This window comes from Pseudomonas entomophila (genome assembly GCF_013523125.1).
Lineage (GTDB): Bacteria > Pseudomonadota > Gammaproteobacteria > Pseudomonadales > Pseudomonadaceae > Aquipseudomonas > Aquipseudomonas entomophila_B.
Window position 1 is genome coordinate 59,114 of sequence record NZ_JAAMQJ010000017.1, and the last position, 23,636, is coordinate 82,749.

Below are 23,636 nucleotides of genomic sequence, written 5' to 3' on the forward strand. Positions count from 1 at the left end.
AGGCCGCCCTGGTCGACGGCGGGCGCTTGGAGGGGGGCGTTACAGCTGTCGTGCGTTGAAGGTATCGCAGCGCTCTACGTCGCCGTTCTCGAAGCCGGCCTTGAACCAGCGCACGCGCTGCGCGGAGGTACCGTGGGTGAACGAGTCCGGCACGACACGGCCCTGGCCTTGTTGCTGCAGACGATCGTCACCGATGGCGTTGGCGGCGTTGAGGGCTTCTTCCACATCGCCCGGCTCCAGCCAGTTCAGGCGCTTTTGCGCCTGATAGGCCCAGACCCCGGCGAAGCAGTCGGCTTGCAGTTCCTGGCGAACCAGCAGGCCGTTGGCGCCCTCGAGCTTCTGCCCACGCTGGCGTGCGGCATCGACCTGATCCGAGATGCCCATCAACGTCTGCACATGGTGGCCGATCTCGTGGGCGATCACGTAGGCCTGGGCGAAGTCACCTGCTGCGGCGAAGCGGGTTTCCATCTCGCGGAAGAAGCTGGTGTCCAGGTAGACGCGCTGGTCGGCCGGGCAATAGAACGGGCCGACCGCCGAGGAGGCGAAGCCGCAGGCCGACTGGATCTGGCCGTTGAACAGCACCAGCTTGGGCTCCCGGTACTGGCTGCCGCTTTGGGCGAACAGCGCCTTCCAGGTGTCTTCGGTGTCGCCGAGGATGGCGCTGACGAACGCGGCCTGCTGATCGTTGGCCGGGGGCGCCTTGGTCTCGCCCTGGGTCGCGACCGGCGCCTGGCTGCCCTGTCCGGTCAGTTCGCCGAGCAGGCGCAACGGGTCCTGGCCGGTGAGCCAGCCGATCCCCACGATCAGCAGGATGGCGCCCAGCCCGAGGCCCTTGCCGCCGCCGAAGCGCATGCCGCCACCGCCGCCGCTGCCGCGTGCGTCCACCACGTTGTCACTGCGTCGGCCTTTTCGCCAATCCATGTCGGTTCTCCAGGGCGTTTCGATCGTATCGAGGAAGGTAGTTCAAGGAATGTAGAGCTGCGTGGCATACCCAGCGGCATAACACTGTAGTGATGGACAACCGAACGGGTGTGGCTATCCATCGGCGCACGCACAAATCCAGAACCGACCTCGACCCGAGCCGACCGGGCGCCCTGGCACCCGGCCGGAGGTGCTCAGCGACGAACCAGCAGCACGCCGCTTTCCATGTGGTGCGTGTAGGGGAACTGGTCGAACACCGCGCAGCGCTCGATACGGTGCGTGTCGTGCAGTTGGGCGATGTTCGCCGCGAGGGTCTCGGGGTTGCACGAGATGTACAGGATGCGCTCGAACCGCCGCGTCAGCTCACAGGTGTCCGGGTCCATGCCGGCGCGCGGCGGATCGACGAACACGGTGCCGAAGTCGTAGCGCTTCAGGTCGATGCCTTCCAGGCGGCGGAACGGGCGAACCTCGTTCAACGCCTGGGTGAGCTCTTCGGCAGACAGGCGCACCAGGCGCACGTTGTCCACGCCGTTCTCGTCGAGGTTGCTCAACGCCGCGTTCACCGAGGTCTTGCTGATCTCGGTGGCCAGCACCTGGCGTACACGGGTGGCCAGGGGCAGGGTGAAGTTGCCGTTGCCGCAGTACAGCTCGAGCAGGTCGTCGTCACGCTGGCCGAGGGCGTCGAAGGCCCAGTTCAGCATCTTCTGGTTGACCGTGCCGTTGGGCTGGGTGAAGGCGCCTTCTGGCTGGCAGTAGCTGAAGGTGCGGCCGGCGACGTCCAGGCGCTCCCGTGCATAGTCGCGACCGATCACCGAGCGCTTGCCCTTGGAGCGGCCGATCACGCTGACGTCGAGGTCGGCGCTCAACTGGCGCGCAGCCGCTTCCCAGGCCTCGTCCAGCGGACGGTGATAGCACAGGGTGATCATCGCATCGCCGGCCAGGGTAGTCAGGAACTCCACCTGAAACAGCTTGTGGCCCAGGGCTTCGCTGGCCTGCCAGGCGGCCTTCAGACGTGGCATCAGGGCGTTGATGCGCAGGCTGGCGATGGGGAAGTCGTCGATCAGGATCGGCGTGTGCTTCTCGCCCGGCGCGAACATGGCGTAGTGCCGCTGACCGTCCTCGCGCCACAGGCGGAATTCGGCGCGCAGCCGGTAATGCTCGCGCGGCGAGTCGAACACGGCCGGTGCCGGTGCGTCGAACGGGGCCAGCAGCGCGTTCAGGCGCTGGACCTTGGCGTCCAGCTGCGCGTCGTAGGATGCGGTGTCCAGAATGGTCGTCATGCTTGCAGCCACCCTAGCTTGATCACGAACAGGATGGACAGGATCACCAGGGCGGCGTTCAGGTCGCGGTGGCGACCGGAGATCAGCTTGATGGCGGTCCAGGCAATGAAGCCGAAGGCGATGCCGTTGGCGATCGAATAGGTCAGCGGCATGGCCAGCGCGGTGATGACCACCGGCGCGGCTTCGGTCACGTCGTCCCAATTGATCTCGGCCAGGCCCGAGGCCATCAGCACGGCGACGAACAGCAGCGCCGGGGCCGTGGCGAAGGCCGGCACGCTACCGGCCAGAGGCGCGAAGAACAGCGCCAGCAGGAACAGCACGGCCACCACGATGGCGGTCAGACCCGTACGGCCACCGGCGCTCACGCCAGCCGCCGATTCGATGTAGCTGGTGGTGGTCGAGGTGCCCAGCAGCGAACCGGCCATGGCGGCGGTGCTGTCGGCGATCAGGGCACGGCCCATCTTCGGCATGTGCCCGTCCTTGTCCATCAGGCCGGCCCGCTTGGCCACGCCGATCAGCGTGCCGGAGTTGTCGAACAGGTCGACGAACAGGAAGGCGAAGATCACGCTGATCAAGCCGACGTCCAGGGCGCCCTTGATGTCCAACTGCAGGAAGGTCGGTGCCAGCGACGGCGGCATCGAGACCACGCCGGCGAAGGGCGTCACGCCCAGCAGGATCGCCACCACGGTCACCGCCATGATGCCGATCAGCACCGCGCCACGGACCTTCAGCGCTTCCAGGCCGACGATCAGGAAGAAGCCCAGGGTCGCCAGGATCGGTGCCGGTTCGCGCAGGTCGCCCAGCCCCACCAGGGTGGCCGGGTTGTCGACCACGATGCCGGCGTTGTGCAGGGCGATCAGCGCCAGGAACAGCCCGATGCCCGCGGCGATCGCCGAGCGCAGCGGCAAGGGGATGCTGTTGACGATCCACTCGCGCACCCGCAGGATCGACAGCAGGAAGAACAGCACCGCCGAGATGAACACCGCGCCCAGCGCCACTTGCCAGGTATGGCCCATGTGCAGGACCACGGTGTAGGTGAAGAAAGCGTTCAGGCCCATGCCTGGCGCCAGGGCGATCGGGTAGTTGGCGATCAGGCCCATGGTCACCGAGCCGATGGCTGCGGCCAGGCAGGTGGCGACGAACAGCGCGCCCTTGTCCATGCCGGTTTCGCCGAGGATGCTCGGGTTGACGAACAGGATGTAGGCCATGGCCAGGAAAGTCGTGATGCCCGCCAGTATCTCGGTGCGCACGTTGGTATTGTGTGCTCTCAGTTGAAACAGCCGTTCCAGCATGCCCGCTCCTCAGGACGCTCCAGCGCCTTGAAAATGTGTCGACCCCATCAGCAAAGCACAGACCGTATCAGGGCCCGTGGTTTTATCCAGGGTGAAAAAAGCCGCGCATCATACCAGCATGGTTGCCAGGCGGTAACGCGTGTTGCAGTACACTTGATCGATTCCGTGGTCCCTGCGCCGCCTCGTCGCGCGCCTCACCGAGCGCGTCCCATGCAACTGATCGATTACCACCAGCTGTCGCAGGCTCAACGCGAGCAGTTGAACGACCTTCAGGTACACCCCGAACAGATGCGTTTTGCCGGCGACATTGCCAACGCGCTGTACATCCTGCTCAGCGTGGACAGCGATGACCGGCGCGGCATCGTCTTGCTGGTGGAGGATGCGCCGAAGGCGTTCATGTTGCTCGAGCGCGGGGCGCACCTGCCGACCTGGGCTGCGCCGGACGCGGTGACGCTCAATGCCTTGCAGGTCGACTGGCGGTGCCAGGGGCAGGGCCTGGGACGTTTCTGCATGGGCGCGCTGCCGGCGCTGGTACGTACTGTGTGGCCACAGGCCCGCGCGCTGCAGCTGTCGGTCGATCCGGACAATCAGGCAGCCATCGGCCTGTACCTGGCCAGTGGCTGGTCGCGCACTGGAGAAGGCTATAGGGCCCGCGTCAGCCACGAGTGGGCGATGACGCTGCCGCTCTAGCCGCCTGGGTCAGGCGTCCGGGCGCTTGCTGTGCATAGGGTCGCGGCCCGCCAGGGTCGGGAACAGCACGATCCAGGCCCCGGTTACCACCAACGTACCGACCCCGCCCAGCACCACCGCCGGCACCGTGCCGAACCAGTGCGCCGTGAGGCCCGACTCGAACTCGCCGAGCTGATTCGAGGCCCCGATGAACAGGCCATTGACCGCGCTCACCCGGCCGCGCATCTCGTCAGGGGTTTCCAGCTGCACGAAGGCGCTGCGGATGACCATGCTGATCATGTCGGCAGCACCCAGGACCACCAGCACGGCCAGCGAGAACCAGAACGAGGTCGACAGGCCGAAACCGATGGTCGCCACGCCGAACACGCCGACGGCGGTGAACATCACCCGCCCTACCTGGCGCTCCACCGGAAAGCGCGCGAGCCACACCGACATCAGCAAGGCCCCGACCGCGGGTGCCGAGCGCAGCAGGCCCAGGCCCCAAGGGCCCGTGAGCAGGATGTCCTTGGCGAATACTGGCAGCAGGGCGGTGGCGCCGCCCAGCAGGACTGCGAACAGGTCCAGCGAGATCGCGCCGAGGATGTCCTGGCGGCTGCGGATGAAGCGCACGCCCGCCAGCAGCGATTCCAGGGTGGCACGTCCGCGCTGGGCGACATGCTGGTGAGCGTCCAGGCCCAGGGTCAGCGTGCAGGCGATGGTGTAGAGCACGACGGTAGGGCCGTAGACCCACAGGCTACCGAAGGCATAGAGCAAGCCCCCGATGGCAGGCGCGACGATGGTCGCCGACTGGGTGGCCGACGCCGAAGCCGCCACCGCGCGCGGAAACAGCCCGGGTGGCACCACGTTGGGCAGCAGCGCCTGGGTGGCCGGCATTTCGAACGAGCGGGTGGCGCCCAGCATGAAGGCGAGGATGAAGATCATCTCGCGGCTGACGCTGTCACTGGCACTGGCCACCGCCAGCGACAGGGCGATCACGCCTTGCAGGCCCTGACACAGCGCCGCGACGCGGCGCCGGTCGTAACGGTCGGCGACATGGCCGGTGTGCAGCATGAACAGCACACGGGGCGCGAACTCGACCAGGCCGACCAGGCCCAGGTCGAGCACACTGCCGGTCAGCTGGTAGAGGTGCCAGCCGATGGCCACGGTGAGCATCTGGAAGCCGCTGGCGGTGAAGACGCGGGCGAACCAGAAGGCAACGAAAGCGCGATGGTGCCGCAGGCGTCGAGGGGCGGAGGCAGGCATGGGGCTGGGAATCCTGAAAGAAGGCACAAGTGACGAACGCCCCTGGAGTGTAACAAAGGATTACAAGATGCCGGGTCGCCACGGGTTGCACGAAGGACAACCGACCTGTGGCAACGCACCGCATCAATAGGGCACCCGTATGGGGCTATGCTCTTGGCACGCATTGACGTGTATCAAAGAATGTCCCAGCGGAATCTGATCGCTCGGCCCAGGTGACGAAGTCCGATCGAACAATCCGCAGGGTGCGCACTCGATAGACGTGGACGGCAGGGCACAGGCCCAGGCCGATGTTCACGCATTCAGGAGGCAGCATGTTCGGTCTCGAAGCACTCGACCTGGCCCGTATCCAGTTCGCCTTCACCGTCTCGTTCCACATCCTGTTCCCGGCCATCACCATCGGCCTGGCGAGTTACCTGGCGGTGCTCGAAGGCCTCTGGCTGAAGACCGATCGCCAGGTGTACCGCGACCTCTATACCTTCTGGTCGAAGATCTTCGCGGTCAACTTCGGCATGGGCGTGGTCTCCGGGCTGGTCATGGCCTATCAGTTCGGCACCAACTGGAGCCGCTTTTCCGACTTCGCCGGCGCCATCACCGGTCCGCTGCTGACCTACGAGGTGTTGACCGCCTTCTTCCTCGAGGCCGGCTTCCTGGGCGTCATGCTGTTCGGCTGGAACCGCGTCGGGCGTGGCCTGCACTTCTTCGCCACGCTCATGGTGGCCTTGGGTACCCTGGTCTCGACCTTCTGGATCCTGGCCTCCAACAGCTGGATGCACACCCCGCAGGGCCATGCGATCGTCGACGGCCGGGTGGTCCCGATGGACTGGCTGGCGGTGATCTTCAACCCGTCGTTCCCGTTCCGCCTGATGCACATGGCCGTCGCCGCCTTCGTCGCCACGGCCTTCTTCGTCGGCGCGTCGGCGGCCTGGCACCTGTTGCGGGGTCGCGACAACCCAGCGGTGCGCACGATGCTGTCGATGGCCATGTGGATGGCCCTGATCGTGGCGCCCGTCCAGGCGGTGATCGGCGACTTCCATGGCCTCAACACCCTCGAGCACCAGCCGGCCAAGATCGCCGCCATCGAAGGGCACTGGGAAAACCCGCCCGGCGAGCCGACGCCCCTGATCCTCTTCGGCCTGCCCGACATGCAGGCCGAGACCACGCGCTATGCGCTGGAGATTCCCGTGCTCGGCAGCCTGATCCTGACCCACAGCCTGGACAAGCAGGTGCCGGCGCTGAAGGACTTCCCGCCCGAGGACCGGCCCAATTCGACCATCATCTTCTGGTCGTTCCGGGTCATGGTCGGGCTCGGCATGCTGATGATCGCCACCGGCCTGTGGAGCCTCTGGCTGCGCAAGCGCGGCACCTTGTACAGCTCGCGCCCGTTCCTGCACATGGCGCTGTGGATGGGCCCGGCCGGATTGATCGCGATCCTCGCCGGCTGGTTCACCACCGAGATCGGCCGCCAGCCTTGGGTAGTCTACGGGCTGATGCGCACCGCCGACGGCGTATCCAACCACAGCTATGCGCAGCTAGGGTTCACCCTGGTGATGTTCGTGCTGGTGTACTTCGCGGTGTTCGGCGTTGGCTTCGCCTACATGATGCGCCTGGTGCGCAAGGGGCCGCACAGCGGCGAGGGACACGAGCACAAGCCAGGCGGTCCCGGTCGCCCGCGTACCCCGGCACGGCCATTGTCGGCCGCCGTCGAAGGCCAGGACGACACGTCCGTCACCCCGAGCGAGAGGAGCTGAGCCATGGACATCGACCTTCCCCTGATCTGGGCCATGATCATCATCTTCGGCATCATGATGTACGTGGTGATGGACGGCTTCGACCTCGGTATCGGCATGCTCTTCCCCTTCGTCAAGGCCGAGCACGACCGCGACGTCATGATGAACACGGTCGCCCCGGTCTGGGACGGCAACGAGACCTGGCTGGTGCTGGGAGGCGCCGGGCTGTTCGGCGCCTTCCCCATGGCCTACTCGGTGGTGCTGTCGGCCCTCTACCTGCCCTTGATGCTGATGCTGGTCGGGCTGATCTTCCGGGGCGTGGCCTTCGAGTTCCGCTTCAAAGCCAAGGCCGACCGGCGTCATGTCTGGGACAAGGCCTTCATCGGCGGCTCGCTGGTGGCGACCTTCTTCCAGGGCGTCGCGCTCGGTGCCTTCATCGAAGGCTTCAAGGTGGTCGACCGCAGCTACGCCGGCGGCGCACTGGACTGGTTGACGCCGTTCAGCCTGTTCTGCGGCGCCGGGCTGATCGTCGCCTACGCGCTGCTGGGGTGTACCTGGCTGATCATGAAGACCGAAGGCCCGCTGCAACGGCAGATGCACGTGCTGGCTCGGCCGCTGGCCCTCGCCCTGCTCACGGTCATCGCCCTCGTCAGCTTGTGGACGCCGCTGGCCTACCCGCAGATCGCCGGCCGCTGGTTCGCGATGCCCAACCTGTTGTGGTTCCTGCCGGTACCGCTGCTGGTGCTGGCCACGTTGTACGGGCTGATCCGTGCCGTGGCGCGGGAGGCGCACTATACGCCGTTCCTGCTGACGCTGGCGCTGATCTTCCTCGGCTACAGCGGTCTGGGCATCAGCTTGTGGCCGAACATCATCCCGCCCTCCGTGTCGATCTGGGAGGCCGCCGCGCCGCCGCAGAGCCAGAGCTTCATGCTGGTGGGGACGCTGTTCATCATTCCGCTGATCCTGGGGTACACCTTCTGGAGCTACTACGTGTTCCGCGGCAAGGTGACCCACGAGGATGGTTACCATTGAGCCGGGGAGGTCATGATGGACAGGCATGAGCACGAGCACGAAAAGGCGCCGCTCTGGCAGCGCCTGGGTTGGCTGGCGCTGATCTGGACGCTCAGCGTGGCGGCCCTGGGGGTGGCCGCCTACGGCATGCGCCTGTTCATGGGCGCGGCCGGCCTGACCACGCACTGAAGGCCTTACTTGCGCGCCTTGAGCACCACGAACTTCGGCGTCGCCGCCACCTGCTCGACGCCTCGGAACAGGCGCGCCAGCTTGCTGTGATAGCCCAGGTGGCGGTTGCCCACCATGTACAGGGCGCCACCGACCACCAGCGCCTCGCGGGCCTGCTGGAACATGCGCCAGGCCAGGAAGTCGCCGACCACCTGCTGCTGGTGGAAGGGCGGGTTGCACAGCACCACGTCCAGCGACTGCCGCTCGATCGCCTCCAGGCCGTCGGCGGCCTCGATGACCGCCGGGCGCTCGCCCAGGGCGGCCTGCCAGTTTTCCCGCGCCGATTGCACCGCCATGTAGGACTCGTCCACCAGGGTGTAGTGCGCGTCCGGATTGGCCAGGGCGCTGGCGATCGCCAGCACGCCGTTGCCGCACCCAAGGTCGGCGACCCGTGCCGTCCCCAGGTTGGCCGGCAGGTACGGCAGGAAGGCGCGCGTTCCGATGTCCAGGCCTTCACGGCAGAACACGTTGGCATGGTTGACCAGCTCCAGGGCAGGCGCATCCAGACGGTAGCGCGAGGGGTAGGGCGAGGTGGCCATTGGTCGCTCGGCAGGCGTGGCGGTCAACAGCCGTGCCTTGCGCGAGGCCAACGATGCCTGCACCGGGCCGATGTGGCGCTCCAGCAGATCGCCCGCTGTCCGTGGCAGGTGCTTGACCATGGCGCCGGCGATGACCTGGGCGCCTGGCGCCAGGTGCCCGTGCAGCCGGATCAATTGTTCTTCCAGCAGGGCGAGGGTCTTGGGCACCCGGATCAATACCCGGTCGAACAGGCCGTGCCATGGCGCGCTGGCCGGCACGAAGGGCACGCTGTCGAACGCCTTGCCATGGCGCACCAGGTTTTTCTCCAGTGCCAGACGGCCCAGGTGCGAGTCGCCGCTGCTGGTCACCTGCACGTGGCCGGCCAGGCTGACGGCCAGGGCGCCGAAGCTGTCGTTGAGCACCAGCACACGGCAGGCATTGTCCGGGCGCTGTTGGGCCAGTTGCTCGAGCAGGTACTGGTCGGCGGCGTCGAAGGCTTGGAGGGGGTCGTTGGCCTGCGCCGGCTGGCGGATCAGGTCGAGTTCGGCGAAGGGGCTGTTCAGCAAGGGCATGGCAATACACTCTGGTGCGGGGACACCTGATCCCGCGTGGGACCGGTCATGGTGCGCAATTCTACAGAGGTTTGCCCAAGGGCGCGGCGCGTGCGTCAGATCAGACCATAGGTGACGCCGATGGCGATGGCCGCGGCCTTGTTCGAGGCATTGGTCTTGCCGATGATGCTGCGGATATGGAAATTGACCGTGCTGAGCGAGAGCGACAGGATCATGGCGATGTCGGCGGCCGTCTTGCCCGCCGCCGACCAGCGCAGCACTTCCAGCTCACGGTTGCTCAGCTTGGGCAACGGCTGACGCTGGGCAAGCAGGTGCTCGGTGAGCGCGCGGTGCAAGGTGGTGCCCAGCCAGCCGATCTGCACGCTCTTGTCATAGAACTCGGTGATCGAGATCTTGTGCTCGGGGCGGGCGACACTGATCTGGCTTTCGTTGTGGTGCAGGTCGTGCACCGCTTGCGTCCAGCCGTGGCGCAACCCGTGGGCGCTGGCCTGCTGGCGCAGGTCGGGCACGCTCTCGAACAGCTCGTCGTCCCAGAGCACGGCGCTGGTCGTATGGCGGCAGGCATGGGCGACCGGGTCGGTCGCCAGGAACTGCTTTTCGTAAAGCAGGCCCCACGCTTCGGGGAAATTGTTGTAGAACGTGATCTGCTGCTTGGTGCCAGGCGTGTTCGAAAAGAACGTCCAGCTGATGTAGGGCATGCCCAGCGATCGAGACAGGCTGACGGCCTGCTCGAACAAACGGGCCGGCTCACGCTCTTCGAGCAAGCGCCGTATCTGCTCCGTGCTCCAATGTTGCATGGTGAGGCTCCCTCCACATTTCGATTAGGATCCAAATTCTACAAAGGGTGCAGGCAGTGTAGGAAAAGACTATCTCTTTAGCAGAAAAAATTTGCGATAAAAGGTTTTACTCTTATTCCAGGATAGGTCCCGAATACGATACATCGGTATTCAATCTGTGCCGATTACGCGACACTACCTGCCCCACCCGATGGAGAGCTTCATGACCGCCAGTGCCGACAAGTTCACATGCCAGACGCTGCTCGACGTGCAGACGTTGACGCCCAGTCTTTTCAGCCTGCGAATGACGCGTGACCCTGGCTTCCGGTTTCGCGCCGGTCAGTTCGCACGGCTCGGGGTGACCAAGGCGGATGGCAGCATTGTCTGGCGTGCCTACTCGATGGTCTCGGCGCCCCATGACGAATTTCTGGACTTCTTTTCAATCGTCGTGCCAGGGGGCGAGTTCACCAGCGAGCTGAGCCGCCTGGGCGTTGGCGACACGGTCCTGGTCGATCGCCAGGCCTTCGGCTACCTCACCCTGGATCGCTTCGTCGGCGGTCGTGACCTGTGGCTGCTCGCCACCGGGACCGGCATTGCGCCGTTCGTCTCGATCCTGCAGGACTTCGACGCCTGGGAGCGGTTCGAGTCGATCAAGCTGGTGTATTCGGTGCGCGAGGCGCAGGAACTGGCCTACCGCGACCTCATCGACGGACTCGAACAGCGCGACTACCTGGCCGAATACGCGGGCAAACTGCAGTTCATTCCGGTGGTGACCCGCGAAGCCTACCCAGGCGCCCTGGGCGCACGCATCACCACGCTGATCGAAACAGGCGAGCTGGAGGCCGCGGCCGGCGTGGCGCTGAGCCCGGAACACTCGCGGATCATGCTCTGTGGCAACCCTGAGATGATCGATGACACACGCCAGGTGCTCAAGGCGCGCGACTTGCAGCTCGCGCTGAGCCGTCGGCCCGGTCAGGTGGCGGTCGAGACCTACTGGTAAGGTCGGCCCGGCCGGCATGGGCGGGCCAGATCCCAGGTGTCATCTGGAGATCAAGGCAGGCGATTCTGGTTCTGCGCCTTGAGCAGGTCACGGATCTCCGTGAGCAGCGTTTCCTGCGGGGTGGGGGCAGGCGGCGCACTGGGGGCGACGGCTTCTTCGCGCTTGAGGCGGTTGATCGCCTTCACGCCCATGAAGATGGCAAAGGCGATGATGATGAAGTCGATCACCGTCTGGATGAACTTGCCGTACGCCAGTACCACCGCGGGCACGTCGCCCTGGGCGGCCTTGAGCGTGATGGCCAGGTCGCTGAAATCGACCCCGCCGATCAGCAGGCCCAGCGGTGGCATGATCACGTCACCCACGAAGGAGGAGACGATCTTGCCGAAGGCCGCGCCGATGATGATACCGACGGCCATGTCCACGACGTTGCCTTTGACCGCGAAGGCCTTGAATTCCTTGAGCATGCCCATGGTGTGTTCCTTGTGACGAGTGAAAAGGGTAAGGCGGTTCAGACGGACTGCACACGTGTCATGCGCCGCTGAGCAGTTAATGACTGCACACGGACCGAATAGTTTTGTCGCCTTCTGGCGCATTCACGGCACATCGGCTCGGTTATCATGACGGTTTTCCCGGGAGATCGACCATGGCCAAAGCCAAGCGTTTGTATGGCTGCACGGAATGCGGCGCGACCTTTCCCAAGTGGGCCGGCCAATGCGGCGAATGCGGGGCCTGGAACACCCTGGTGGAAACCATGCTCGAAAGCGGGGCGGCAGCGGCGCCCAGCGGGCGTGCCGGCTGGACTGGCCAGCAGGCCCAGATCAAGACCCTCGCAGAAGTCAGCGTAGAAGAAATCCCGCGCTTCACCACCAGCAGCACCGAGCTGGACCGTGTGCTCGGCGGCGGCCTGGTCGATGGTTCGGTGGTGCTCATCGGCGGTGATCCGGGCATCGGCAAGTCGACCATCCTGTTGCAGACCCTGTGCAACATCGCCACGCAGATGCCCGCGCTCTACGTCACCGGCGAAGAATCCCAGCAGCAGGTGGCGATGCGCTCGCGGCGCCTGGGGCTGCCTCAGGATCAGCTCAAGGTGATGACCGAGACCTGCATCGAGACAATCATCGCCACGGCTCGCCAGGAAAAACCCCGTGTCATGGTCATCGACTCGATCCAGACCATCTTCACCGAGCAGCTGCAATCAGCACCGGGCGGCGTGGCCCAGGTCCGTGAAAGCACCGCCTTGCTGGTGCGCTATGCCAAGCAGAGCGGTACGGCGATCTTCCTGGTCGGTCATGTCACCAAGGAAGGTTCGCTGGCCGGCCCGCGGGTGCTCGAGCACATGGTCGACACGGTGTTGTACTTCGAAGGCGAGTCCGACGGGCGCTTGCGTTTGCTGCGCGCGGTGAAGAACCGTTTCGGTGCGGTCAACGAACTGGGCGTGTTCGGCATGACCGACCGCGGCCTCAAGGAAGTCTCCAACCCCTCGGCGATCTTCCTCAATCGCACCCAGGAAGAAGTACCAGGCAGCGTGGTGATGGCGACCTGGGAAGGCACCCGGCCGATGCTGGTCGAGGTCCAGGCGCTGGTGGACGACAGCCACTTGGCCAACCCCCGGCGGGTGACCCTGGGCCTGGACCCGAACCGCCTGGCCATGTTGCTGGCGGTGTTGCACCGCCACGGCGGCATCCCGACCCATGACCAGGACGTCTTTCTCAACGTGGTCGGCGGCGTCAAGGTGCTCGAGACCGCCTCGGACCTGGCCTTGCTCGCCGCGGTGATGTCCAGCCTGCGTAACCGGCCGTTGGCCCACGGCCTGCTGGTGTTCGGCGAGATCGGCCTCTCGGGCGAAGTCCGGCCCGTGCCCAGCGGCCAGGAGCGCCTCAAGGAAGCGGCCAAGCACGGCTTCAAGCGCGCCATCGTGCCCAAGGCCAATGCCCCGAAGGAATCGCCCGCCGGGTTGCAGGTGATTGCCGTGACGCGGCTGGAGCAGGCGTTGGATGCGTTGTTCGAGGAGTGAGCTGCAAGCCGCAAGCCATAAGTCGCAAGCTACAAGCTACAAGCAAGGCGACCGGCAGCGCTTCTGGTTCAGCGCCTGGTGCGTCGCCCGTTTCGCTGCCCCTCAGCCCAGCACATCAGCTTGTAGCTTGCGGCTTGTAGCTTGTAGCTCAAAGCGCCCGATGCCCTTCGATCAACGCCTGCCATTCCCGCATCATCTCCTCCCGATCCGCCAGGTTCAGCTCCACCAGGCGGTGCAGGTGCGTCATGGAATCCACATCAATGGTCTGGCAGGCGAACCCCAGATGATTCGATTCCTCGTGGCGTAGCTCGACCTGCATCACCACCTGCGCCTTGTCGCTGAGTTCGATCACCGCCTCGAGCGCGCGCGTCGTGTCCGCGTCCCACTGCGCCGGACGCTCGACCAGCAGGCCATGGAGCGACAGATCCAGCAGGTGCACGTCCCAGGTTCGGTCATCCTGGCGCAGGTGGGTGGTGGCATCGAAGGCGATGCGTTGAAAGCGGCGGCGTTCGTCGTGGGATGACATGGGGCGGACCCTCCAAGGGGTTTCCTGCGGGAATGAACGGATCGGCCTCGGGGGCGCTCGATAGAGCGGCGCACGGCTTTGACCAAAGCAGGTGTGGCAATGCGCCAAGTCTCGCCCTAGACTCGCTGGGCGGTCTTTTCCAATCCATCAGTGGAAGTACACCATGAACAACAATAATAGCCTGCTACGCCATCTGCCATGGCTACTGCTGGCGGTCCTCGGGGCCGGTGCGCTGGGCGTGGTCGCCCTGCGCCGTGGCGAAGCGATCAATGCCTTGTGGATCGTCGTCGCGGCAGTGGCCATCTACCTGGTCGCCTACCGTTACTACAGCCTGTTCATCGCCACCAAGGTCATGCAGCTCGACCCCCGTCGCGCGACCCCGGCGGTGCTCAACAACGACGGTTTGGACTACGTGCCGACCAACAAGCACATCCTGTTCGGCCACCACTTCGCCGCCATCGCCGGCGCAGGGCCCTTGGTCGGCCCGGTCCTGGCCGCGCAGATGGGCTACCTGCCGGGCACCTTGTGGCTGATCGCCGGCGTGGTCCTGGCCGGTGCGGTCCAGGACTTCATGGTGCTGTTCATGTCCACCCGCCGCAACGGCCGCTCGCTGGGCGACATGGTGCGCGAGGAGATGGGCCGTATTCCGGGCACCATCGCGCTGTTCGGCTGCTTCCTGATCATGATCATCATCCTGGCGGTGCTGGCGCTGATCGTGGTCAAGGCACTGGCGGAAAGCCCCTGGGGCATGTTCACGGTGATGGCGACCATCCCGATCGCCATGTTCATGGGCATCTACATGCGTTACATCCGGCCCGGCCGGATCGGTGAGATCTCACTGATCGGCGTGGTCCTGCTGCTGCTGTCGATCTGGCTGGGCGGCGTCGTCGCCGCCGATCCGACCTGGGGGCCTGCCTTCACCTTCACCGGCGTGCAGATCACCTGGATGCTGGTCGGCTATGGCTTCGTCGCCGCGGTGCTGCCGGTCTGGCTGGTGCTGGCCCCACGTGACTACCTGTCGACCTTCCTCAAGATCGGCACCATCGTGGCCCTGGCCATCGGCATCCTGATCCTCGCGCCGGAGCTGAAGATGCCGGCCCTGACCCAGTTCACCGACGGCACCGGTCCCGTGTGGAAAGGCACGCTGTTCCCGTTCCTGTTCATCACCATCGCCTGTGGCGCGGTCTCCGGCTTCCATGCGCTGATCTCCTCGGGCACCACGCCCAAGCTGCTGGACAACGAGACCAACGCCCGCTACATCGGTTACGGCGGCATGCTGATGGAATCGTTCGTGGCCATCATGGCGATGGTCGCCGCCTCGGTCATCGAACCGGGCGTGTACTTTGCCATGAACAGCCCGGCCGCCGTGGTGGGGGCCGACGTCGTGTCGGTGGCGCAGACGGTCAGCAGCTGGGGTTTCCTGATCACGCCTGAGCAGCTGGAAGCCACGGCCCGCGACATCGGCGAGCACACCGTGCTGGCCCGTGCGGGCGGCGCGCCGACCCTGGCCGTGGGGATCGCGCAGATCCTGCACCAGGTCCTGCCTGGCGAGAACACCATGGCATTCTGGTACCACTTCGCGATCCTCTTCGAGGCGCTGTTCATCCTCACCGCGGTCGATGCCGGTACCCGGGCCGGTCGCTTCATGCTGCAGGACCTGCTGGGCAGCTTCGTGCCTGCGCTCAAGCGCACCGATTCGTGGCCGGCGAACCTGATCGCCACCGCCGGCTGCGTGGCGCTGTGGGGGTATCTGCTGTACCAGGGCGTGATCGATCCGCTGGGCGGCATCAACACCTTGTGGCCGCTGTTCGGCATCTCCAACCAGATGCTCGCCGGGATCGCCCTGATGCTCGGCACGGTCGTGCTGATCAAGATGAAGCGCCAGCGCTACGTCTGGGTGACCTTGCTGCCTGCCGTCTGGCTGCTGATCTGCACCACCACCGCCGGCTTGATCAAGCTATTCGACCCGAACCCGGCCGTGGGCTTCCTGGCGTTGGCCAACAAGTACAGCGTCGCCCTGGAAGCCGGTCAGGTCCTGGCCCCGGCCAAGGACATCGGCCAGATGCAGCACGTGATCTTCAACGCCTACACCAACGCCGGTCTGACCGTGCTGTTCCTGGTCGTGGTCTTCAGTATCCTGTTCTTCGCCCTCAAGGTCGGCTACGCCGCCCTGGGCCGCAAGGAGCGCAGCGACAAGGAAACCCCGTTCCAGGCCCTGCCTGATGCCTAACGCCAGAGGTGGTTACTGATGTTCAACGATCTTGGTCGACTGGGTAAGTACCTGGGGCAGGCAGCCCGCCTGATGGTCGGCATGCCCGATTACGACACCTACGTCGAGCACATGCAGACCAAGCACCCGGACAAGCCGGTGATGAGCTACGAGGTGTTCTTCCGCGAACGCCAGGAAGCCCGTTACGGCGGCGGCAACGGCTCGACCCGCTGCTGCTGAGTCCATCGTCACACCCCGCGCCACGCTTCGTCGTGGCGCGTTTCATTTCAGGAGTCGCACTGTCCATGGCACACCCTATCCCTGTCACCGTGCTGACCGGCTTTCTCGGCGCCGGCAAGACCACCTTGCTCAAGCACATGCTCAGGGCCGAGCACGGCCTGAAGCTGGCGGTCATCGAGAACGAATTCAGCGACGCGGGCATCGACAGCCAACTGCTCGGCGACGAACCCGTGCAGGTCATGACCCTGGCCAACGGCTGCGTCTGCTGCAGCATCCATGGTGACCTGACGCGCGCGCTGTACCTGCTGCTCGAGCGTCTGGATGCGGGCGAAATCGTCTTCGACCGCCTGGTCATCGAATGCACCGGCCTGGCCGACCCCGCGCCGGTGGCACAGACGTTCTTCATCGACGAGGACCTGCGCGAGCGCTACCTGCTCGATGGCATCATCACGCTGGTGGACGCGGTGCACGCCGACACGCACCTGGCCCAGACCATCGCCCAGGCACAGGTCGGTTTCGCCGATCGCCTGCTGCTGAGCAAGACCGACCTGGCCACGCCCGAGGCGGTGGAAGCACTGCGCGAGCGACTTGGCCGCATCAATGGCCGGGCGCCGATCCGCGTGGTCGAACAGGGGCGCATCGACCTGGCCGAATTGCTCGATGTACGCGGCTTCAACCTCAACACGGACGTGGGGGGCAGCGTCAAGCCCGTGCTGCGTCCGTTGCTCAGGCCGACGACCCCGGACCGTATCTCGACCTTGGTGCTGCGCACCGAAGCCGCGCTGGACATCGATCGGCTCAGCGGCTTCATGAACCAATTGCTGGAAAACCATGGCAAGCAGCTGCTGCGCTACAAGGGCGTCCTGAACATCGCGGGCGATGAGCGGCGGTTGGTGTTCCAGGGGGTGCTGAAGCTGTATGGCTTCGACTGGGACACGGAATGGCCGGCTGGCCAGCCCCGTGAGAGTGTGATGGTGTTCATCGGCGATGACCTGCCTGAGGCGCAGATCCAGGCAGGGTTCACGGCATTGAGCGAGACCTGAGGTATCGTGACGTGGCCGCAGGCTGCGTTCCGCCCCTGTCAACGCTCGTCAGGCGTGCTCAGCCAGGGCACGTTGCGCTCCAGGATCTTCAGCATCCAGCAACACGTCGTCTCCTTCTTGAAGGACAGGTACAGATGGGGTGCGCCGCGACGTGTAACTGGAGCCACGTATTGGCCATCCAGGGCCAGGCGGATCACGTGCCGGTCAGTTGAGAGGTCGGCCAGACCAAAGGGGGCGCCCGTGTCGCTCTCGAGCGTCAACAGGCAGGGCGGTTGGGTAGCGGCCGTGCCCAGGCCGAGGTAATCGCCGAACAGGCATACCCGTTTGCCGAAGTGGTTGCCAGGCTCGCGGACGTACAGGCTGTAGCCCGACGGCGTGTGTCGGAAGTACAGCAGGATGGGCGTATCGGTCTTGCCTGGCTGACAACTCAAAAGGTGCGAGTCGTTGCGAACGGTACTGGCCAGTTGGGGCAGGATGCCGGCGCCACCGAACCAGTCGACCCAGGCCGGCTCGCCCAACAAGGTGTCGAGTGTGTGTACGGGGTACCTCAGGTAGCTCAAGGTGCCAATGAACGAGTGTTGGCGGTGAGTGGACATGGTCGTTGCTCCTGTAGTCGGCAAGGCGCGCAAAGGTGCGCGACTGCAGGCTGCGCTACGGGGCAGAAGAGAAGGAAGGCGGACAGCTTTCCGGTGACAGGCCTCACGGCGTACGCGAGCAGGCAGCGTGGCCAGTCGCACGGATCGAGCGCGCATGAAAAACCCCAAGGCCATTGCGACCTTGGGGCTTGGCGAAGCTCAGGCGCCTCGAGAGACTACGCGGTCCTGATTACTGGCCGTACACCGGCAGTCGCTTGCAGATCGCCTTGACCTTCTCGCGCACGCCGTCGATGACCGCTTCGTTGTTCAGGTCGGCCAGGATGTCGCAGATCCAGCCGGCCAGTTCACGGCACTCGGTTTCCTTGAAACCACGGGTGGTGACGGCTGGGGTGCCGAAACGCAGACCGGAGGTGACGAACGGCGAGCGTGGGTCGTTCGGCACCGAGTTCTTGTTCACGGTGATGAACGCCTTGCCCAGGGCCGCATCGGCGTCCTTGCCCGAAATGTCCTGCTTGATCAGCGACAGCAGGAACAGGTGGTTCTGGGTGCCGCCGGAGACGACGTCGAAACCACGCTCGATGAACACTTCGGCCATGGCCTGGGCATTCTTCACCACCTGCTGCTGGTACGCCTTGAACTCAGGCTGCAGGGCTTCCTTGAAGCAGATCGCCTTGGCCGCGATGACGTGCTCCAGCGGGCCGCCCTGGGCGCCCGGGAAGACGGCGGAGTTCAGCTTCTTCTCGATGTCGGCATTGGCACGGGCCAGGATCAGGCCACCACGTGGACCGCGCAGGGTCTTGTGGGTCGTGGTGGTGACCACGTCGGCGAACGGGACCGGGTTGGGGTAGACGCCGGCAGCGACCAGGCCCGCAACGTGGGCCATGTCGACGAACAGGTAGGCACCGACCTTGTCGGCAATGGCGCGGAAACGGGCGAAGTCCAGCACCTGGGAGTAGGCGGAGAAGCCGGCCACGATCATCTTCGGCTTGTGCTCGTCGGCCAGGCGCTCGACTTCGTCGTAGTCGATCAGGCCATTGCCGTCGATGCCGTACTGGACGGCGTTGTACAGCTTGCCCGAGGAACTGACGCTGGCGCCGTGGGTGAGGTGACCGCCGTGAGCCAGGCTCATGCCCAGGATGGTGTCGCCTGCCGACAGCAGGGCCAGGTAGACCGCGGCGTTGGCCTGGGAACCGGCATGGGGCTGGACGTTGGCGTAATCGGCGCCGAACAGTTCCTTGGCGCGGTCGATGGCCAGTTGCTCGACCACGTCGACGTACTCGCAACCACCGTAGTAGCGCTTGCCTGGATAGCCTTCGGCGTACTTGTTGGTCAGGACCGAACCCTGCGCTTCCATGACAGCCGGGCTGGTGTAGTTTTCCGAAGCGATCAGCTCGATGTGCTCTTCCTGGCGCAGAGCTTCTTGCTGCATGGCTTCGAAGAGCTCGGCGTCGTACTTGGCAATGGTCAAATCACGGCTGAACATGGCGGTCCTCAAGGATCGGGCTGGAGTGGGCGGGCATTCTACCCCATTGCTTCCCGGGTGGCATATGAATGGGATTCATGTTCCGGGTGAGCGGCAGGGGGAGGCAGCAGCGGCAAGCGGCAAGCGGCAAGCGGGCGCGGCCCTAAGCCGTTCGTGGCCCTCGCCGGACCACAAAACCCGCCAAACCCGACGTGCCCCCTTGTGCAAGTCTCAACGCCCCGCACACTTGCCGCTTGCCGCTTGCCGCTTGCCGCTTGCCGCTTGCCGCTTGCCGCTTGCCGCTCCGCCTAACCCAACATGAACAACGTCTCGTTGCTGAACTGCGACTCGAACTGCGCCGCCGGCATCGGCCGGCCGAACAGGTAACCCTGCACTTCGTCGCAGTCGTGTTCACGCAGGAATTCGAGCTGCTCGTGGGTCTCCACACCCTCGGCGATCACCGCCAGGTTCAGGCTGTGGGCCATGGCGATGATGGCGCGGGCGATCTGAGCGTCCTGCTCGCCTTCGGGCAGGCCATCGACGAAGGTGCGGTCGATCTTCAGCACGTCGATCGGGAACTGCTTGAGGTAGTTGAGCGAGGAATAACCCGTGCCGAAGTCGTCCACCGCGATGCTCAGCCCGAGCTGCTTGAGGCTGTCGAGGATCAGCATGGCTTCGTTGACCTCGCGCATCAGGATGCTCTCGGTCAACTCCAGTTCCAGGCAAGCAGGCGGCACACCGGTTTCTTCGAGGATGTGGGCGATCCGCGTACCCAGCTGGCCGTCGGAGAACTGCCGCGCGGAAATGTTCACCGACACCTTCGGCACGCGTACGTTGGCCTGGCGCCAGGCCTTGAGCTGGCGGGTCGCTTCGCGCAGCACCCAATCGCCGACGTCCACCACCAGCCCCAGTTCCTCGATGACCGGGATGAACTCGCCTGGCGGCACCAGCCCGCGCCGAGGGTGACGCCAGCGCAGCAACGCCTCGGCCCCGGTCAGGCGCTTGCCGTCGCCGCTGAACTGCGGCTGGTAGAACAGCACGAATTCGTCCTGCTCCAGCGCATGGCGCAGGTCGCTCTCCAGCTCGAGCCGCTCGAGCGCGCTGGCGTTCATGTCGGCCTGGTAGAACTGGAAGTTGTTCTTGCCGCGCTCCTTGGCGTGGTACATGGCAGTGTCGGCGTTCTTCATCAGCTGGCTCAGCTCGCTGCCGTCCTGCGGGCTGAGGGCGATCCCGATGCTGGCGGTGACGAAGAACTCGCGGTTTTCCAGCACGAACGGCCGCACCAGGCTGCCCAGGATATGCTCGGCCACGTGAATCGCACGGGTCAGGGCCATCTGTCGCGTGGCCCGCGGTTGCAGCAGCAGGGTGAACTCGTCGCCTCCCATCCGCGCCACGGTATCGTCGTCGTCCACGCAGCCCAGCAGGCGCTCGGCCATGTCCTTGAGCATGCGATCGCCGGCAGCATGGCCGAGCGAGTCATTGATCGGCTTGAAGCGGTCCAGGTCGAGGAACATCAACACCACCCACGACTTGTGCCGTTCGGCCTGTTGCAGGGCGGTGTACAGGCGGTCCTGGAACAGGGTGCGATTGGGCAGGTGGGTCAGGGCATCGTAGTAGGCCAGGCGATGGATGCGCTGCTCGCTGGCCTTGCGCTCGCTGATGTCGGTGAAGAAGCACACGTAGCTGGCCAGGTCGCCCTCGTCGTCGAGCACGGCCGTGATGCCGACCCAGGCCGGGTAGTGCTCGCCATTGCGGCGCTTGAGCCATACCTCGCCTTCCCAGCTGCCGCGCTGGTGCAACTGCTTGACCACATACCCGAGGTGGGCCTGCTGTTGCTCGTCCACGGTCAGCATGCTCGGACGCTGGTCCAGCACGTCCTCGACCGTGTAGCCGCTGACCCGGCTGAACGCCTCGTTGGCCTGGACGATGTAGCCGGCCGGGTCGGTGATCAGGATCGCCGAGGTCGAGTGCTCGAAGACCGTGGCAGCCATGCGCAGGTCTTTTTCGGCACGGCGCTGCTGGCTGATGTCGCGACCGACGCCGAGAATGCCCTCGAAGCGTTCCTGGTCGTCCCAGACCAGCACCAGGCGCAGCTCGATCGGAATCTTGCGACCGTCGGCGCGCAGGCAGTCGAACAGGTACAGCGGCGTCGGCAGTTGCGAACGCAACTGGCTCAGTTGCTCGGGATCGTCCAGCGCGGCCTGCACCTGGCCCATGAAGCTGAAGATCCCGCTCAGTTGGGCGGGGTTGGCGATGGTCGACTGCCAGCCATGTTCGAAGATCCAGTCGGGCGAGTACCCCAGCACCGTATTGGCCGACGGGCTGACATAGTTGAGCTGCAGGGCCCGGTCGGTGGAAAAGATCACGTCGCTGATGCTTTCGGCGAGCATCCGGTAGCGACGCTCGCTGTGGCGCAGGGATTCGCTGGCCTCCAATTGCACCGTGACATCTTTGCCCACGCCGATGATGCGCGTGGCCAGGCCAGCGCCATCACGGGTGAGCACGTGTTCGCGAATGTCGTAGCAGCGCCATTTGCCGTCCCGGTGACGAAAGCGCAACTGACAGTGCAGCGCTTCGTCGTGACCACTGTCGTGTTGACGCTGGCGCAGCAGCCTGAAATCGGCGGCATCGTCCGGGTGCAGCAACAGTTCCCAGAAACGATCGCCCATCTGTGTCAGCTCGGCGCGGTCGTAACCCAATGTGTGTCCCAGGTGCCGGTTGCTGAAGATCATGGCCTGGCTGTGCACGTCCTGAACGTACAGCTGGTCCGGCACCGTGCGCACCACGTTGGACCAGAAGCTTTCGCGCTCGAGCAGGGACAGTTCCACCTGCTTGCGGCTGGTGATGTCGTTGATGCTGAGAATGACCGCCGCGTAGTCGCCACGGGCTTGTGGCAGGCGGGCCGTGAGCCACAGGTGCAGGTCGCCGTCGCGCGGTGTCGCCAGACGCACTTCGAGCTCCAGCTGGGCGCGCTGGTCGAGCAGCGCCTCGAGCAATTGCGCACCGACGCTGTCGCGGCCTTCGCCGCTGCCATCGGTCAGGTGCTTCCAGGCCCCTTCGGGGCTGCCGACGCCGAGCAGTTGGCGTGCCACCTCATTGATCTCAGTGATCTTCAGCCCGCGCAGCAAGGCCTGGCGCAGCTCAGGGTCCAGCGCCAGGCTCTGCTTGAGGGCCTGCGGGTTACGCACGTGGTGACGTTCGAGCAGGCTGGGCAGGCTGGACAGATCGAGCACGCACAGCGCGACCCCGGTACCTTCGAAGATCGCCTGGTAACGGCGTCGATCCTCGTGTAACGCCCGCTGACGGCGGCGCATCTTGATCAGCGCCAGCATCGGCAGAAGGGCGCAGCACAGCACCAGCAGGCACTTGCCGATCAGGGCCGGCAACAGCTGCTGGCGGACGGCTGCCATATCGTACAGGCCACGCAGCTGCCAGGCGCTGTTGTCGATGAAGGCCAGCATCACGCTCTGCAACGGTTCGCCCTGTTCCGTCCCGGCCCGGTGGGCGTCCAACACCTGGCCGGTGCGGCTGTTCTCGAGCAGCCAGGCGGGCTGGCCTGGGTTGTCCAGGGGCTGGGTCAGTGCCTGGTAGTAGGTCTTGTCGAACTGCAACAGCCAGTAGCCATGGCCCCGGTCGGTTGGCTGGCGCAACAACAGGTAGATCAGGCCATTGTCCCTGGCGTTGCCATAGACGTACTGTCGCCCCTGGATCAGCGAAACGTATTCGCGTATTTGCGCAGGGTCATCGCTCAAGCCCAGGCTGTCGACCTGGACGCGTCCGTTGCTGTCCAGCCAGGCCATGTGCCGCAGCAGCGGCAGGCGCGCCTGCAGCCCACTCAACAACGCGGGCAGGGTCGAGGGCGTGGGCGCCTGGCTGTAAGGCTGGATCAGGTTGATCGCCTGCTGGGCCTTGAGCGCCAGCTTCAGGCTCACGTGGTCGGCCAGCGCCGAAGTCTCGGCCACGACCTGGTCGCGCAGTGTCCGTTGGGTCTGCTGGAACTGATTGAACAGTTGCCACAGCAGCAGCCCCAGCAGCATCAGCACCACCACCGCGGCCAGGGCACTTTTCAGCGAGCCACGCAGTGGCACGACGGCCACCGGGGAGGTGGATCGCGGAGGAAGCGGTTGATTGAGGTTGGTCACGCGTCGATCCTGCGATTGGCAAGCGGGGCAGGGAAAGATCGGGCAGGGCGGGTGTCGCGGACAGGCGACTGCCGGCCCGGTCGGGGCGCTAGCATGCGCGCAATTGTGGCAAAGTGCCAGTGGTTGGCCTGTGTCAACCCATGGCA

20 protein-coding genes are annotated in these 23,636 nt (G+C 65.3%); 9 read left to right on the top strand and 11 right to left on the bottom strand.

What is annotated here, in order from left to right:
- Positions 1–39: 39 nt before the first annotated feature.
- The 3 genes from ypfJ to G7007_RS11195 form a co-directional block, all read right to left on the bottom strand.
- Positions 40–921: a KPN_02809 family neutral zinc metallopeptidase gene (ypfJ, locus tag G7007_RS11185; RefSeq protein ID WP_181101745.1), complete on the bottom strand. Its 882-nt coding sequence runs from the start codon at positions 919–921 to the stop codon at positions 40–42.
- Positions 922–1,115: 194 nt separating this feature from the next.
- Positions 1,116–2,201, bottom strand: a complete 1,086-nt coding sequence (gene trmA / locus G7007_RS11190; RefSeq protein WP_181101746.1) for a tRNA (uridine(54)-C5)-methyltransferase TrmA — start codon at positions 2,199–2,201, stop codon at positions 1,116–1,118.
- Positions 2,198–3,493: an NCS2 family permease gene (locus G7007_RS11195; protein ID WP_181101747.1), complete on the bottom strand. Its 1,296-nt coding sequence runs from the start codon at positions 3,491–3,493 to the stop codon at positions 2,198–2,200. Before G7007_RS11195 ends, trmA begins: the two co-directional genes overlap by 4 nt.
- A gap of 210 nt (positions 3,494–3,703) precedes the next feature.
- Between G7007_RS11195 and G7007_RS11200 the strand changes: the two genes are divergently transcribed.
- A complete protein-coding gene (locus G7007_RS11200; RefSeq protein ID WP_181101748.1) occupies positions 3,704–4,183 on the top strand; it encodes a GNAT family N-acetyltransferase in 480 nt (159 codons plus the stop codon).
- 9 nt (positions 4,184–4,192) lie between these two features.
- Here G7007_RS11200 and G7007_RS11205 read toward each other — a convergent pair whose 3' ends face one another.
- On the bottom strand, positions 4,193–5,425 hold the full coding sequence (locus tag G7007_RS11205; protein ID WP_181101750.1) for an MFS transporter: 1,233 nt from the start codon (positions 5,423–5,425) through the stop codon (positions 4,193–4,195).
- Positions 5,426–5,736: 311 nt separating this feature from the next.
- Here G7007_RS11205 and G7007_RS11210 point away from each other — a divergent pair, with 311 nt between their 5' ends.
- Genes G7007_RS11210 through G7007_RS11220 form a run of 3 tightly spaced genes read left to right on the top strand, consistent with a single transcriptional unit; the run spans position 5,737 to position 8,352 of the window.
- A complete protein-coding gene (locus G7007_RS11210; protein ID WP_181101751.1) occupies positions 5,737–7,173 on the top strand; it encodes a cytochrome ubiquinol oxidase subunit I in 1,437 nt (478 codons plus the stop codon).
- Positions 7,174–7,176: 3 nt separating this feature from the next.
- On the top strand, positions 7,177–8,184 hold the full coding sequence (gene cydB, locus G7007_RS11215; RefSeq protein WP_181101753.1) for a cytochrome d ubiquinol oxidase subunit II: 1,008 nt from the start codon (positions 7,177–7,179) through the stop codon (positions 8,182–8,184).
- A 15-nt stretch (positions 8,185–8,199) separates the two neighbouring features.
- On the top strand, positions 8,200–8,352 hold the full coding sequence (locus G7007_RS11220; RefSeq protein ID WP_375139490.1) for a DUF2474 domain-containing protein: 153 nt from the start codon (positions 8,200–8,202) through the stop codon (positions 8,350–8,352).
- A 5-nt stretch (positions 8,353–8,357) separates the two neighbouring features.
- Here G7007_RS11220 and G7007_RS11225 read toward each other — a convergent pair whose 3' ends face one another.
- Positions 8,358–9,482 (bottom strand): methyltransferase, encoded by a 1,125-nt coding sequence (locus G7007_RS11225; RefSeq protein ID WP_181101757.1) that lies wholly within the window; start codon positions 9,480–9,482, stop codon positions 8,358–8,360.
- 95 nt (positions 9,483–9,577) lie between these two features.
- Positions 9,578–10,279, bottom strand: coding sequence for an autoinducer binding domain-containing protein (locus tag G7007_RS11230; protein WP_181101759.1), 702 nt, complete (start codon positions 10,277–10,279; stop codon positions 9,578–9,580).
- 202 nt (positions 10,280–10,481) lie between these two features.
- On the opposite strand from G7007_RS11230, the gene G7007_RS11235 reads away from it, so the two are divergent.
- The gene (locus G7007_RS11235) at positions 10,482–11,258 is read left to right on the top strand and encodes a ferredoxin--NADP reductase (protein ID WP_181101761.1); all 777 of its coding nucleotides are present in this window, start codon (positions 10,482–10,484) and stop codon (positions 11,256–11,258) included.
- A gap of 50 nt (positions 11,259–11,308) precedes the next feature.
- Here the strand turns inward: G7007_RS11235 and mscL are convergent, their stop codons facing one another.
- Positions 11,309–11,728 carry a large-conductance mechanosensitive channel protein MscL gene (gene mscL / locus G7007_RS11240; protein ID WP_181101763.1) on the bottom strand — a complete coding sequence of 140 codons (420 nt, stop codon included), beginning with the start codon at positions 11,726–11,728 and terminating at the stop codon, positions 11,309–11,311.
- A gap of 173 nt (positions 11,729–11,901) precedes the next feature.
- Here mscL and radA point away from each other — a divergent pair, with 173 nt between their 5' ends.
- Positions 11,902–13,272, top strand: a complete 1,371-nt coding sequence (gene radA / locus G7007_RS11245) for a DNA repair protein RadA (RefSeq protein ID WP_181101766.1) — start codon at positions 11,902–11,904, stop codon at positions 13,270–13,272.
- 148 nt (positions 13,273–13,420) lie between these two features.
- On the opposite strand, the gene G7007_RS11250 is transcribed toward radA, so the two are convergent.
- Positions 13,421–13,798 (bottom strand): PilZ domain-containing protein, encoded by a 378-nt coding sequence (locus G7007_RS11250; protein WP_181101768.1) that lies wholly within the window; start codon positions 13,796–13,798, stop codon positions 13,421–13,423.
- Between the two features lie 163 nt (positions 13,799–13,961).
- On the opposite strand from G7007_RS11250, the gene G7007_RS11255 reads away from it, so the two are divergent.
- The 3 genes from G7007_RS11255 to yjiA all read left to right on the top strand — a co-directional run bounded on the left by G7007_RS11255 (position 13,962) and on the right by yjiA (position 17,290).
- Positions 13,962–16,028, top strand: coding sequence for a carbon starvation CstA family protein (locus tag G7007_RS11255; protein WP_181101770.1), 2,067 nt, complete (start codon positions 13,962–13,964; stop codon positions 16,026–16,028).
- An 18-nt stretch (positions 16,029–16,046) separates the two neighbouring features.
- Positions 16,047–16,247 (top strand): YbdD/YjiX family protein, encoded by a 201-nt coding sequence (locus G7007_RS11260; protein ID WP_060392535.1) that lies wholly within the window; start codon positions 16,047–16,049, stop codon positions 16,245–16,247.
- Positions 16,248–16,312: 65 nt separating this feature from the next.
- On the top strand, positions 16,313–17,290 hold the full coding sequence (yjiA, locus tag G7007_RS11265; RefSeq protein ID WP_181101772.1) for a GTPase: 978 nt from the start codon (positions 16,313–16,315) through the stop codon (positions 17,288–17,290).
- A 38-nt stretch (positions 17,291–17,328) separates the two neighbouring features.
- Here the strand turns inward: yjiA and G7007_RS11270 are convergent, their stop codons facing one another.
- From G7007_RS11270 to G7007_RS11280, 3 genes are all read right to left on the bottom strand, one after another.
- The gene (locus G7007_RS11270) at positions 17,329–17,886 is read right to left on the bottom strand and encodes a hypothetical protein (protein ID WP_181101774.1); all 558 of its coding nucleotides are present in this window, start codon (positions 17,884–17,886) and stop codon (positions 17,329–17,331) included.
- A gap of 229 nt (positions 17,887–18,115) precedes the next feature.
- Positions 18,116–19,369, bottom strand: coding sequence for a serine hydroxymethyltransferase (glyA, locus tag G7007_RS11275; protein WP_181101776.1), 1,254 nt, complete (start codon positions 19,367–19,369; stop codon positions 18,116–18,118).
- A 287-nt stretch (positions 19,370–19,656) separates the two neighbouring features.
- Positions 19,657–23,490: a sensor domain-containing protein gene (locus G7007_RS11280; protein WP_181101778.1), complete on the bottom strand. Its 3,834-nt coding sequence runs from the start codon at positions 23,488–23,490 to the stop codon at positions 19,657–19,659.
- Positions 23,491–23,636: the final 146 nt, after the last annotated feature.

What these genes read in the sequence shown, in the direction of transcription:
- trmA (WP_181101746.1), bottom strand. Translation starts at nt 2,201, where the DNA reads ATGACGACCATTCTGGACACCGCATCCTACGACGCGCAGCTGGACGCC.
- yjiA (WP_181101772.1), top strand. Translation starts at nt 16,313, where the DNA reads ATGGCACACCCTATCCCTGTCACCGTGCTGACCGGCTTTCTCGGCGCC.
- G7007_RS11195 (WP_181101747.1), bottom strand. Translation starts at nt 3,493, where the DNA reads ATGCTGGAACGGCTGTTTCAACTGAGAGCACACAATACCAACGTGCGC.
- G7007_RS11270 (WP_181101774.1), bottom strand. Translation starts at nt 17,886, where the DNA reads ATGTCCACTCACCGCCAACACTCGTTCATTGGCACCTTGAGCTACCTG.
- G7007_RS11260 (WP_060392535.1), top strand. Translation starts at nt 16,047, where the DNA reads ATGTTCAACGATCTTGGTCGACTGGGTAAGTACCTGGGGCAGGCAGCC.
- cydB (WP_181101753.1), top strand. Translation starts at nt 7,177, where the DNA reads ATGGACATCGACCTTCCCCTGATCTGGGCCATGATCATCATCTTCGGC.
- ypfJ (WP_181101745.1), bottom strand. Translation starts at nt 921, where the DNA reads ATGGATTGGCGAAAAGGCCGACGCAGTGACAACGTGGTGGACGCACGC.
- G7007_RS11210 (WP_181101751.1), top strand. Translation starts at nt 5,737, where the DNA reads ATGTTCGGTCTCGAAGCACTCGACCTGGCCCGTATCCAGTTCGCCTTC.
- G7007_RS11205 (WP_181101750.1), bottom strand. Translation starts at nt 5,425, where the DNA reads ATGCCTGCCTCCGCCCCTCGACGCCTGCGGCACCATCGCGCTTTCGTT.
- G7007_RS11220 (WP_375139490.1), top strand. Translation starts at nt 8,200, where the DNA reads ATGGACAGGCATGAGCACGAGCACGAAAAGGCGCCGCTCTGGCAGCGC.
- G7007_RS11250 (WP_181101768.1), bottom strand. Translation starts at nt 13,798, where the DNA reads ATGTCATCCCACGACGAACGCCGCCGCTTTCAACGCATCGCCTTCGAT.
- radA (WP_181101766.1), top strand. Translation starts at nt 11,902, where the DNA reads ATGGCCAAAGCCAAGCGTTTGTATGGCTGCACGGAATGCGGCGCGACC.
- G7007_RS11235 (WP_181101761.1), top strand. Translation starts at nt 10,482, where the DNA reads ATGACCGCCAGTGCCGACAAGTTCACATGCCAGACGCTGCTCGACGTG.
- G7007_RS11230 (WP_181101759.1), bottom strand. Translation starts at nt 10,279, where the DNA reads ATGCAACATTGGAGCACGGAGCAGATACGGCGCTTGCTCGAAGAGCGT.
- G7007_RS11225 (WP_181101757.1), bottom strand. Translation starts at nt 9,482, where the DNA reads ATGCCCTTGCTGAACAGCCCCTTCGCCGAACTCGACCTGATCCGCCAG.
- mscL (WP_181101763.1), bottom strand. Translation starts at nt 11,728, where the DNA reads ATGGGCATGCTCAAGGAATTCAAGGCCTTCGCGGTCAAAGGCAACGTC.
- G7007_RS11255 (WP_181101770.1), top strand. Translation starts at nt 13,962, where the DNA reads ATGAACAACAATAATAGCCTGCTACGCCATCTGCCATGGCTACTGCTG.
- glyA (WP_181101776.1), bottom strand. Translation starts at nt 19,369, where the DNA reads ATGTTCAGCCGTGATTTGACCATTGCCAAGTACGACGCCGAGCTCTTC.
- G7007_RS11200 (WP_181101748.1), top strand. Translation starts at nt 3,704, where the DNA reads ATGCAACTGATCGATTACCACCAGCTGTCGCAGGCTCAACGCGAGCAG.